Genomic DNA, 11146 nt, shown 5'->3' on the forward strand with positions numbered 1-11146 from the left:
CGAGCTGGCCATCGTCCTGGTCGACGCCCGCAACGGCGTCGTCGAGCAGACCCGCCGGCACGCCGCCGTCGCCGCCCTGCTGCGCGTGCCGCACGTGGTACTGGCCGTCAACAAGATGGACCTGGTCAACTACGCCGAGCCCGTCTTCGCCGCCATCGCCGAGGAATTCACCGTGTACGCCTCGGAGTTGGGCGTTCCCGAGATCACCGCGATCCCGATCTCCGCGCTCGCCGGCGACAACGTGGTGGAGCCCTCCGCGCAGATGGACTGGTACGGCGGCCCCACCGTGCTGGAGCACCTGGAGACCGTCCCCGTCAGCCACGACCTGACCGCCTGCCCGGCCCGCATTCCCGTGCAGTACGTGATCCGCCCGCAGACCGCCGAACACCCCGACTACCGCGGCTACGCGGGCCAGCTGGCCTCCGGTGTGCTGCGTGTCGGCGACCCGGTCACCGTACTGCCCTCCGGTCGCACCAGCACCGTCGCAGCCCTGGACCTGCTCGGCGAGCCCGTCGACACCGCCTGGGCACCGCAGTCGGTGACGGTGCTGCTCGCCGACGACGTGGACGTCTCACGCGGCGACCTCATCGCCACCGACCCGCTTCCGGCGCTCACCCGCGATGTCGAAGCTGCCGTCTGCCACCTCCACGAACGCCCGCTGCTCCCCGGTGCCAAGGTGCTCCTCAAGCACACCACCCGCACGGTGCGGGCCCTGGTGGTGGCGGTCTCCCACCGAATCGACACCGACACCCTCGCCGCCGAACTCGCCCCCGACGGCCTCGGCATCAACGACATCGGGCGCGTCGTCCTGCGCACCGCCGAGCCACTGGCTCTGGACCACTACTCCGACAACCGCCGCACCGGATCGTTCCTGCTGATCGACCCGGCCGACGGCGCCACCCTCACCGCCGGCATGGCGGGCGAGGCACGCCGGCTCTTCCGAGGTGACCACACCGATGCCTGAGACGCCCCGCATCGCCGTGGTCGGCGCCGGAGCCGCCGGCACCCTCACCGCAGCACAGCTTCTCCGCAGGGCAGCCGCGCTCCAGGCCGAACTGGAGGTGTGGCTGATCGACCCGGGTGCCACCGGTCGAGGCGTTGCCTACGCCTCGAGCGCCGCGCACCATCTGCTCAACGTCCCCGCCGGCCGAATGAGCGCGTACCACGACGCACCGGACCACTTCGTCCGCTGGCTGACCCGACGCGCCCCCGGCGTGCATGCCGGCGACGATCACGTCCCTCGGGCCCTCTACGGCGAGTACCTCGCCGACGTGCTGGCCGCTGCGGCGTCCGGGCCCGGTCCCGGACGCCTGCACCGGGTCCACGAACGGGCGGTGGGCGTACGCCGGACCGACCACGGCGTGACCCTCGTCCTCGGCTCCGACGAACCGGTGTCGGCGGATGCGGCCGTCCTCGCTCTGGGCAACTTTCCCCCCGGTTCGGCCTGGGCGCCGCCCGCCCTGCACCGCTCCTCCCGGTACCTGCCCGACCCTTGGGCCCCGGGCGCCCTCGCAGACCTGCCGGACCACGGCGACGTCCTCCTCGTCGGGACCGGACTGACCATGGTCGATGTCGCACTCACCCTCAGTTGCGCGGGCCGTGCAGTCCGGGCGATCTCCCGGCACGGCCTGTTGCCCCAGCCGCACGCCGAATCGCCGCTACCCGTGGCTCCCCCGCCCTCCTTCGACTCGGGCGCGGACATCCAGCAGATCCGCCGCAGCCTGCTGAGCCACGTTTCGGCCTGTCGCCGCACGTACGGCGACTGGCGGGTGGGAATCGACAGCCTCCGCCCGGTCACCGCCGAACTGTGGCGGCACCTCTCCCCGTCCGCTCGGGCCCACTTCCTCCACCACGACCAGACGTTGTGGAACAGCCACCGCCACCGCATCCCGCCGACCAGTGCCCGGGCCCTGCGGGACGAAATCGACGCGGGCCGGATACAGGTCGGCCCGGGCGAGATCGCCGACGCCGCTGCAGCTCAGGACTCCGTCCTGGTACGTCTGCGCGACGGCCGCACGCTGAGCGTCGGCGCCGTCGTCAACTGCACCGGGCCTCAAGCAGATGTACGCCGCGTGGACGATCCGCTCGTCGCCGGCCTCCTCGCCACCGGCCTCGCTGCCCCCGATCCCACCGGCCTCGGCTTTCACACCACTCCCAACGGCCGCCTGCGCCCCGCCGATGGCACCGCCTCGGCCGTCCTCTGGACCCTCGGCTCGCTGCGCCGGGGCGCCTTGTTCGAATCCACCGCCATTCCCGAGATCCGCGCCCAGGCTCACGCCCTCGCCGCCGACCTCCTCGGCTCCAAGAACGCCGGGCGGCGAGGCGGAAGTCCCGGACTCCACATGTCCCTGTCGCCCGGGAAGTCATCGTCGCAGGTGGGGTGATGTCCCCCGCTACTCGTGGTGGCACGATGGCCGCCGAGGTACCCGAGGACGCGCCCGGCGCCCTGGATGCGGCCCGCCGGGCGCAGCTGGAGGAGATCGACCCGTGGCTGGTGCCCCACCCGGCCGATCATCTGGCAGCGGACCCACCGCGTCGCGCGGCAGTGGTGGCGCGAGTCCGACGGCCGAGTCGACTGGGCCGAGCTGCTGGCCGACACGGTCTTCGAGGGCGAGCGGCTCGGCCGGTGGGTGCGCTCCCAGCGGGCCGCGTGGCCGGAGCTGGCGCCCGATCAGCGGGACCTACTGCTGGCGATCTGGATCGAGGAGGATCCCGAGCTGCTGGCGGCGCGGGCGGCGGCGGCCGCGAAGCCGAGGGCGTCCCGCGCGGACCGGTTCCAGCACGGCCTCGCGGCCTCCCTGCCCACGGCAGCCTGACCCACGCGGCCCCGCCCCGGCACGCTCTGATATGCCGCCAGACACCCACATCCCCCACCAACGTGACAACGCCACCTTGCTAGGCGCAGATGTTTCACCGGTATGCGACGCGTGCTGCTTTTCCACCTGGCCGGCCTCCTGGTGTCACACCTTGGACATGTCCGAAATGACAGCTACAAGGGCTGTCGTTACGTTCATCGCAGGTCGGTCGCCCGGCCGACATCCGCGTGACAGAGAGAGATGACATGCACACACATGCCTTAGCTGTGGCCGCTGCCGGAAGCGCGGCGGTCCTAGCAGCCACCGGTATCACCTACGCCTCGCCCGCCGGATCCACCCCGGCGTCCCCGTCTGTCCAGCGGGCGTCCCCGTCTGTCCAGCGGGCGGCCCAGCCTGTCCGACCAGCCACCCCTGCTGCGGCCACCTCGGGCGGCGAACGCACAAGCGGAGAGAGAGACGAAGGCCGCGACCGCGAGGGCGGCGGACGCGGATACGGCCACAAGGAAGAGGGAAGGATCTACTTCAACGAACGTGAGTACTCCGCCTCCGCTGAGGGCTGCATCACTGCGGCCAGCGGACTGGGCTCCAGTAGCTTCAGTGTTTTCAATGACAGCCGGAAGACGGTCGAGGTCTTCCGCGGCTTCAGCTGTGACAACGGCGCTCCGGTCGCCACCGTAGGTCCCTACGGCGAAACCAATGGCATTGTGACCCGAACCGTCCACAGGGAGTTGTTCGGTGACGAAGGCGTCGCGGGCAGCTTCCGGGTGATCGGCGATTACGACGAGTGGTGACAACGCCGCCCGGAGCACAGGAAAGGTCCCGGCCCTGCCCTTGCCGAGAACCTCATCCGCCCTGGTGGAAGGCACTGTGTGAGGGTGCACAGTGCCGACCTCGTCAGTCGGGTGGGCGCTCTGGCAGAGCCGACGAGCTCCGCGGCATGATGATCGGTCGCGCTGCTGCGACTGGCGTACTCGGGTGTGGCGGACGCGTTCGCGATGCTGCGACTGCTTCCGATGAGCGACCGGCAGAAGGACGTGGAGATCCTGGCTCTGCGCCATCAGATCACGCTGCTGGAACGGCAGCTGAGCGGGCAGCGGGGTGCGGTTCGAAGCGGGCGACCGGGCGTTCCTGGCGGCGCTGCTCCCGGGCCTGCCGTCGGCGGTGCTGCGTCGGATGCGGTTGCTGGTGCGCCCTGACACGACACTGCGCCGGCACCGCCACCTGGTCGCCCGCTGCCACGCCACCCGGTCCCGGCCGAAACGCGAAGGCCGACCACGCACCGCGCACTCCGTCCGTGCCCTGGTACTGCGCCTGGCCAGCGAGAATCCGAACTGGGGACACCGTCGCCTGCACGGCGAGCTGCTCGTCCTCGGTGTAAAGGTCGCCGCTTCCTCGGTCTGGGAGATCCTGAAGGAAGCCGGAATCCCACCCGCACCCGAGCGAACCTCCAGCACCTGGGCAGACTTCCTGCGCTCCCAGGCGGACGCACTTCTCGCGTGCGACTTCTTCGAGACGGTCACCCTGCCGGTCAAGAAACGACTGCCCGATGGCACCTACCTGTCCGAGCTGCGCGGCACCAGGCGCTCGGAGCGTGTGACGGTGCGGGTCATCGAGTACAGCGCGGCCGACGACGACGGGGGCAGCGAGGTGTTCTGCCTGATCACCACGCTGTTGGACCCCGATGCGGCCCCCGCCCTGGAACTGACCCGCAACTACGCGGAGCGCCGGACGGTGGAAGTCCTGTCCAAGCTGGTCAAGGCCGACCCGCGGACCAGCGACGGCGTCCTGCGGTCAGCCGAACCCGAGGGCGTACGCCAGGAGTTGTGGGCCCTGCTCTGCGTCTGCCAGGCACCGCGCACGCTGATCACGAAGGCCACCGTGACCACGGGCGCCGACCCGGCCCACATCAGCTTCCCGCCCCTCCTGGACGCCGTCAAAAGCTCCGCGCGAACGGCCCTCTCCCCCTGAACTCCTCGCGAAGGCCCTGCACTTCTTCATAGCCGACCTCCCCGACATGCTCAGCCGCGACCGCCCCACACACACCGCGCCCCGAAACGAAATCACCGTCTTCCGGCCCATGCTGGCCGAGCTCGACCTGACCGACACAGTGGTCACCTTCGACGCCCTGCACTCCGCGCACGCTCGCTTCCTCGTGGAGGACAAGAACGCCCACTACATCGCTGTGATCAAGGCGAACCAGCCGCTGCTGCACCAGCGCCTGAAGCGCCTGCCCTGGCGGGACGTGCCGCTGCTGGGCAAGACCCGCGCCACCGCGCACGGCCGCGACGAGATCCGCCGAGTCAAGACCGCCAGCGTCGCCGACCTGGACTTCCCGCATGCCGCGCAGGCCCTGCAGATCGTGCGGCGCCGCCGCACCGTCACCACTGGCAAGGTCACCCTCGAGCGCGTCTACGGCGTCACCGACCTCACGGCCGAGCAGGCAGACGCCGCCGAGATCACACACCGCATCCGCCGGCACTGGAACATCGAGAACCAGCTCCACCACATGTAGAACCGGCGGGACCAGGCCGCTGCCAGGCGCTTCTTTCGGAAGCTGATGATGAAGACCTGCTCCGTGCCCCGCGTGATCGTCACCGACAAGCTCTGGTTGTTCGAACATTGGCGAGGGTCACTGGGGTGAGGTCGGGCGCCGCCCCCTCCGGGAGGGGCGCCGGACCTGTGGTGCTCTGGTACGTGGATTCGGTCCGTCAGGACACGTTCAGGGCCGTGTCGTCGATGACGAAGCTGGTCTGCCGTGAGGAGTTTTCCGTACCGGTGAATCTCAGCGTGATCGTCTTGCCGATGTACGGGTTGAGGTTGAAGGAGTGCTGGATGTAGCCGGCGGCGGTGTTGAGGTTGGAGTAGGTGGCCAGGGTCGAGGCGGTGGCGCCGTCGAGGATCTCTACCTTGAGCGTGTCGTTGGCGACGCTGCCGGTCTCCGCGGTGTCGATGTGCAGCCAGAAGGACAGGTTCGCCGTGGTACACGAGGGGCTGATGGAGACCTGCTGTGCCAGTGTGTCGGTGTGGGCGGCACCGTAGCCGTCGAGCCATGCCTTCCAGGAACCGGAGTGCGGAGGCTCGCTCGTCGAGTTGTCGATCACTCCGGGGGTGGCCGTCCACGGCGCGGTGTCGCTCTCGAAGCCCGGGTTGCCCAGGAGTTGCTGGGCGACGCATGGGGTGACGCCTGCGGTGAAGGCGGCGATCCCGTGGGGGGTGCCGAGGCCGGTCGGGCCGTCGTAGCCGACCCGGGCCTGGCACAGGTAGGTGCCGCAGCTGCCGTTGGCGCCGACGGTCACGTCGTACAGTGAGGAAGGATGGGTGTAGGGGTAGGACGACGGGTACGTGCTCGCGCCCGGGGTGCCGGCCAGCGCGTACACGGCGGCGATGATGGGGGCCGAGACGCTGGTGCCGCCGTACACCTGCCAGCCAGGTGCGCTGTAGGTGTCGTACACCGCCACTCCGGTCGCCGGATCCGCAACAGCGGACACGTCGGCCACGGTGCGCCTGGGACAGCCGCTGTCGGTCTGCCAGGAAGGCTTGGTCTCGTAGGCGGAGCAGCCCGATCCGGTGCCGATTCCGCCGAGGGGGTTGCCCCAGACCGTCTCGCTCCAGCCTCGGGTGGTGGCGGAGCGGATCAGCGAGGTGCCTCCGACCGCGGTGACGTACCTCGACGCTGCGGGGTACTCCACGCCATAGCCGGCGTCGCCGGCCGACGCGGTGATCGCAACGCCCGGATGGTTGAAGTACTGGCTGTCGAACGTGGGGTCGGAGGAACTGTCGGTGCCGCCGTAGCTGTTGGAAACGTACTTGGCGCCGAGCCTCACCGCGGTGTTCACCGCGGTTCCCAGGTCGCTCAGCGAGCTGGAGTTGGCCTCCACCAGGAGGATCTTGCAGCTGGGACATGTCGCGCTGACCATGTCCAGGTCCAACGAGGTCTCGCCCGCCCAGCCGGCGTTCGCTGCGGGAAGCGGCGATCCCGCACCGTTCTGGTTGACTTTGCTGAAGCAGCCGTTCGCGGTGGTGCAGGAGGCGAGGCCGTACTGCGCGCGGTAGACCGTCAGGTCCGATTCGGCGTTGGGGTCGCCGTACGCATCGACCACGGCCACCGTCGCCCCGGCACCCCCGGTGGCCGGCAGGTTGTAGGCGCCACGCAGGTCCGACGGGCCGTAGCCCAGCGGGACCAGGCTCGGAAGGACGTCGGTGCGCACCAGCGAGTGGCAGCGCGTCATCTCAGGCCGCGCGGGTAGGGCGCACAAGGGCCTGACGTGTACAGAGCCCAGGGTCGGATCCGCTGCCGCGTCGGGTGCGGCACCAGTGGCGAGGACACCGGTGACCGTCAGGGCAGCCACCAGAAGCGCGCGCAACCACCGCTGTAGCAGAGCCGTCTGTGGTAGGGCGGTCAATTCCATCTCCTCCGTGGGGGTGGACCGGAAAGGACCGGACGAGTACCGACGACACCGCCAGAAGTCCGGCCCGGGCGACTGCGTGAACGTCCGCACCGCATTTCGGGGGTGGTCGCCGGTCTCGCATGGAACTCGCCTGGTCCGATTGAAGCGGCCCGCCTGACGCGGAAGGTTGAATCAGGGCTCTGGAGGCATAATTTGGAAGCGAACGGACTCTAAACAGGATCATGTGGCGATGCGGTTTGATGCTAAGAGAGTGCCTCATGTGGATATCTTGGCGAGCTTCTTGTAGCAGGTCAGGGCTGCCGCGAGGCCGAGGAAGGCGGCAAGGTGGAAGCCCTCTCGCTCGTATCTGACGGTCAGTCTGCGATAGCCGAAGAGCCAGGCGATGCTGCGTTCGATCTTCCATCGGTGGCGGCTGAGTCGCTCCGAGGTGTCGACTCCCGGGCAGGCGATGCGGGGTGTGATGCCGCGCTGACGCAGCCAGGCGAGGGTGTCGGCGGAGTGGCAGGCCTTGTCGCCGCGTAGCTTGTCCGGGCGTCGCCGACAAGGTCCGCGGCGTGACCGCACCGCCGGCAAGCCGCTGCAACAGTTCACCCTGGCGAACTCGAACCACCCGAACCACACGGTCCAGACCCGCGCGCTGCACGCCTACCTGCGGTGGCGCAACGCCAACGCCCGGCACCCAGACGTCCTGGCAGCCCAACGCCGCGAACGCGCCCGCATACGCAGCGAGAAAGGCCTCCGCCGGGGCGCAAGACCCGCCCTTGCCGCCTGATCAATCCATCCCGCAAACGTTCTTGACTAGGGGCATCGTGCCGCGATAACCGCTGAGCTGGAGGGTGTTGTGAGTATTCCGGTGGCTCGAAGGGCGGGATGGGTGAGGTAGAAGAGCCGGAGCTCATCCACCTCGCCGACGAAGCGAGGAGGCCAGTCGGGCGAGGGCGTGAAGTCATCCAGGATGAGAAGGCCACCGGGGGCAATCAGCTCGACGGCCCGCTGGGGGTCGTCACGTTTGCCTCCGCCGTCGCAGAAAAAGACGTCGAAAGGGGCGTGCTGCTCAAGCAGCCGCCAGTCCCCGGTGAGAACGCTCACGGGCATGTCGTCGACGAAAACACCGGCCGCTCGACGGGCCGGATCCTCGTCACGCTCCACAGTGACCAGACGCGCATCGGCGCCGAGGCCGCTGTGCAGCCATGCGGTTCCGACTCCCGCTCCGGTGCCGCTTTCCGCAATGATCCCGCCGGGCTTCGCAGCCGCGGCCAGGCTGAGCAACCTGCCCACTTGAGGGATGCAGCTCTTCTTGAATGCAGCTTCGGCGGCAGCCCTCTCTGCGACTACCACGCGCGGCGGAACGGCACGTTCTGCTATATCCATGCCCCTCCCCCTTCGAACGGTGCAGCTGACGCTACCCGCCAGCGGAGGCGTCCGTCCGGACTTCCGCTCGTCCGGCCCCGGCGAACGTTGTCGGTCACAGCACTACCGGCCTGCTGCCCGACGATCTCACCGACCTGGCCCGCTACTACCAGGCCAAAGCAGAACGCGACCTCGGCCGCGGCCGGGCCTCCTACGACGGAATGCGCCAGGTCGCCGCCGTCACCCCCCGACTCGCCCCCGCCGCCCGCCGAGGCCTCGCCCACCTGGCCCGCATCGCCGGCGATTTCCCCACTGCGCTGGCCGTCGCCCAACAAGTCGGTTGGGAAGGCCGACACCACCGGATCCTGGGCGACCTGTGGTGGGTCCAGGGCGACATGGACCAGGCCGCCGCCGCCCACCGGACCGCCCGCGAAGAAGCCGAGCAGCACGCCGTCGCCGGCGAGCGCGCCACCTGCCAAGCCCAACTCGCACTCGTCGCCTGTTTCACCGCCCCGCAAACCGGCGACAACGAGCTCGCCCTTGCCGAGCGGTTCCTGGTCAGCCTCAACCTGCGCGCCACCACCATCACAACCCGCATCGCCGCCCTGGCCCGCGACGCCGGCACCACCGACGTCGAGCAGCGGGCCGAGCTGCTGCGCGCCGACATCACCACCGCTGGCCTGGCCGCGACCGCAGCCCCCGCCCTGGAGCTCGTCCTGGCCTTCCACCACGCCGTCCAGGCCAACGAGGACCTGCTCGAAGCGGCGATCCGGCAGCCAACACCGCACGCGATAGCGCCGGTGACTGGCGCAGACTCCCGATCCCCCACGGACGCGGGCTGGTCGAGTACGTCATCGACACCCACAACCACGTCGTCCGCCTCACCCGGATCATCCCCCTGTAAAACCGCGCGGCATCCCTCCAGGGTCAGGTACGGGTAGCTGAGCCACAGAGTCCCTGGCGAGATCAGTCTCGCCAGGGACTCTGTGCTGCCCAGCCTCATCCCGTCATTCCCCGGCAGTCGGGCCGGGACGATTCGAACCCCACCCCCTGGTGCGCCGGGCGAAGCCAACGGGGCGGCATCGACGGGCTTCATCCGGCCGGGTCACCTTCTCGACGTATCCCGCAAGGTCCCAACCAGGGGTTACACCAAGATCTCTGCTACACCACTCCGCGGGACGCCACCGGGTACGACGCGAAGTGCCGATCGAGATCCAGCTCGATCGGCACTTCGTGGTGTCCGCGCTCGTGGGTCAGCGGCGGGCCGAGTGTTGGGACGGGGCACTTGACGAGGTCGTCGGAGCGGCCCGCGCCCGCAGTTCAGGAGCAGGTGCGGCTGCGGGTCACACTCGGACCGGCAGGCGGGCTGCTCCGCGCAGGCTGAGCAGGCCGTTCCACTCGACCTCGCCGTCCAGGCTCAGGTCGGGGAAGCGGCGGACCAGTTCGCCGATGGCCACCCGCCCTTCGATGCGGGCCAGGGCCGCGCCGATGCACAGGTGCATGCCGCTGCCGAAGGACAGGTGGCGGCGGGCGTTCTCGCGGTCGATGCGCAGTTCTGCCGCGTCGGGCCCGAAGAAGTCCTCGTCGCGGTTGGCCGCGGCCAGGCTGGCGAGGATGAAGGAGCCCGGGGGGATCTCGTACCCGCCGACCTGGTAGGGCTCGAGGGTGATCCGCCTGCTGTTGTGCACGGGCGAGTCGTACCGCAGGAACTCCTCGATCGCGTTCTGCTCCAGCTCGGGCTTGGCGCGCAGCAGTTCCAGCTGGTCCGGGTTGCGCAGCAGGGCGAGGGCACCGCCGGAGAGGAGGTTGACGGTCGTCTCGTGCCCCGCGATGTAGAGCATGGCGACCTGGGCGATCAGCTCGTCGTGGCTGAGGCTCTCGCCGTCCTCCTCGGCCGTGATGAGCGCGCTGAGCAGGTCGTCGCCGAGATTGCCGCGCTTCCAGGACACGGCTTCGCCGACCATCTCGAAGATCTCCGTGTCGGCCGCCTCCACGGCTCGCATCACCTCGGGATCGGTGGTCGGTTCGACGGAGCGCATCAGCATGCTGGTGAGCTCCTTCAGCCGCTTGTTGTCCGTGGGAGGCATGCCGAGCATTCGCGCGATCACCGTGAACGGCAGCGGGAACGCGAGCGCCTCGACCAGGTCGCCGCCGCCGGCCTCGGCGATCCCGTCGAGGGCGTCGTCGACGAGGGAGCGGATCTGCGGCTCCATGGCGTTGATCGCGCGCATGGTGAACGCCGTGCTGACCAGCTTGCGCAGCCGGGTGTGGTCCGGCGGGTCCCGGTCGAGCAGGGCGAGCCCCTTCAGCCTCGGGTCGTCCGTGACACCGGCGTTCGTGTAGGCGTCGCGGAACGGTCCGGGCGCGACGTGACGCTGCTCGACGGAGAGCCCGGACCGGACCAGCGCGAGCACGTCCTCGTACCGGGAGAGCATCCAGAAGCCGCCCGGGTGCTCGTGAACCGGTGCGTGCCTGCGCACCTCCGAGTAGTGCGGGTAGGGGTCCGCCATGAAGTCCGGCGTGAACGGGTTGAATATCACTGGTGGGTTCTGCGGCTCTTCGGTCATCGTC

10 protein-coding genes and 2 pseudogenes are annotated in these 11146 nt (G+C 69.6%); 8 read left to right on the forward strand and 4 right to left on the reverse strand.

Annotated features, from left to right (window positions below):
* The 7 genes and pseudogenes from UK12_RS22765 to UK12_RS45125 all read left to right on the forward strand — a co-directional run.
* On the forward strand, nt 1–964 hold a 964-nt coding region (locus UK12_RS22765), incomplete at its 5' end, for a sulfate adenylyltransferase subunit 1 (protein WP_045304956.1).
* On the forward strand, nt 957–2384 hold the full coding sequence (locus tag UK12_RS22770) for an FAD/NAD(P)-binding protein (RefSeq protein WP_063838303.1): 1428 nt from the start codon (nt 957–959) through the stop codon (nt 2382–2384). The genes UK12_RS22765 and UK12_RS22770, both read left to right, overlap by 8 nt.
* 66 nt (nt 2385–2450) lie before the next feature.
* A complete protein-coding gene (locus tag UK12_RS22775) occupies nt 2451–2816 on the forward strand; it encodes a hypothetical protein (RefSeq protein WP_045304957.1) in 366 nt (121 codons plus the stop codon).
* Between the two features lie 266 nt (nt 2817–3082).
* A complete protein-coding gene (locus tag UK12_RS38335) occupies nt 3083–3607 on the forward strand; it encodes a hypothetical protein (RefSeq protein ID WP_197085098.1) in 525 nt (174 codons plus the stop codon).
* Between the two features lie 307 nt (nt 3608–3914).
* Nucleotides 3915–4784, forward strand: coding sequence for a helix-turn-helix domain-containing protein (locus UK12_RS41550; RefSeq protein WP_197085099.1), 870 nt, complete (start codon nt 3915–3917; stop codon nt 4782–4784).
* Nucleotides 4785–4830: 46 nt separating this feature from the next.
* Nucleotides 4831–5328 carry an ISAs1 family transposase gene (locus UK12_RS22785; RefSeq protein ID WP_082119855.1) on the forward strand — a complete coding sequence of 166 codons (498 nt, stop codon included), beginning with the start codon at nt 4831–4833 and terminating at the stop codon, nt 5326–5328.
* A gap of 12 nt (nt 5329–5340) precedes the next feature.
* A pseudogene (locus UK12_RS45125) lies at nt 5341–5457 on the forward strand (hypothetical protein); the annotation flags it as partial.
* A gap of 67 nt (nt 5458–5524) precedes the next feature.
* Here UK12_RS45125 and UK12_RS22790 read toward each other — a convergent pair.
* From UK12_RS22790 to UK12_RS22800, 3 genes and pseudogenes are all read right to left on the reverse strand, one after another.
* On the reverse strand, nt 5525–7024 hold the full coding sequence (locus UK12_RS22790; RefSeq protein WP_231591342.1) for a S53 family peptidase: 1500 nt from the start codon (nt 7022–7024) through the stop codon (nt 5525–5527).
* Nucleotides 7025–7480: 456 nt separating this feature from the next.
* Nucleotides 7481–7798: pseudogene (locus UK12_RS22795) on the reverse strand (transposase); the annotation flags it as partial.
* A 225-nt stretch (nt 7799–8023) separates the two neighbouring features.
* Nucleotides 8024–8596: an O-methyltransferase gene (locus tag UK12_RS22800; RefSeq protein WP_045304960.1), complete on the reverse strand. Its 573-nt coding sequence runs from the start codon at nt 8594–8596 to the stop codon at nt 8024–8026.
* 200 nt (nt 8597–8796) lie between these two features.
* Here UK12_RS22800 and UK12_RS22805 point away from each other — a divergent pair, with 200 nt between their 5' ends.
* Nucleotides 8797–9516 carry a hypothetical protein gene (locus tag UK12_RS22805; RefSeq protein ID WP_045304961.1) on the forward strand — a complete coding sequence of 240 codons (720 nt, stop codon included), beginning with the start codon at nt 8797–8799 and terminating at the stop codon, nt 9514–9516.
* 402 nt (nt 9517–9918) lie between these two features.
* On the opposite strand, the gene UK12_RS22810 is transcribed toward UK12_RS22805, so the two are convergent.
* Nucleotides 9919–11142, reverse strand: a complete 1224-nt coding sequence (locus tag UK12_RS22810; RefSeq protein ID WP_045304962.1) for a cytochrome P450 — start codon at nt 11140–11142, stop codon at nt 9919–9921.
* Between the last annotated feature and the right edge of the window lie 4 nt (nt 11143–11146).

This window comes from Saccharothrix sp. ST-888, from assembly GCF_000955975.1.
Classification (GTDB): domain Bacteria; phylum Actinomycetota; class Actinomycetes; order Streptomycetales; family Streptomycetaceae; genus Kitasatospora.

Bases quoted from the DNA above. Each gene is read 5' to 3' on its own strand.
- UK12_RS22770 (WP_063838303.1), top strand. From the start codon at position 957: ATGCCTGAGACGCCCCGCATCGCCGTGGTCGGCGCCGGAGCCGCCGGC.
- UK12_RS22775 (WP_045304957.1), top strand. From the start codon at position 2,451: ATGCGGCCCGCCGGGCGCAGCTGGAGGAGATCGACCCGTGGCTGGTGC.
- UK12_RS22785 (WP_082119855.1), top strand. From the start codon at position 4,831: ATGCTCAGCCGCGACCGCCCCACACACACCGCGCCCCGAAACGAAATC.
- UK12_RS22800 (WP_045304960.1), bottom strand. From the start codon at position 8,596: ATGGATATAGCAGAACGTGCCGTTCCGCCGCGCGTGGTAGTCGCAGAG.
- UK12_RS22805 (WP_045304961.1), top strand. From the start codon at position 8,797: ATGCGCCAGGTCGCCGCCGTCACCCCCCGACTCGCCCCCGCCGCCCGC.
- UK12_RS22810 (WP_045304962.1), bottom strand. From the start codon at position 11,142: ATGACCGAAGAGCCGCAGAACCCACCAGTGATATTCAACCCGTTCACG.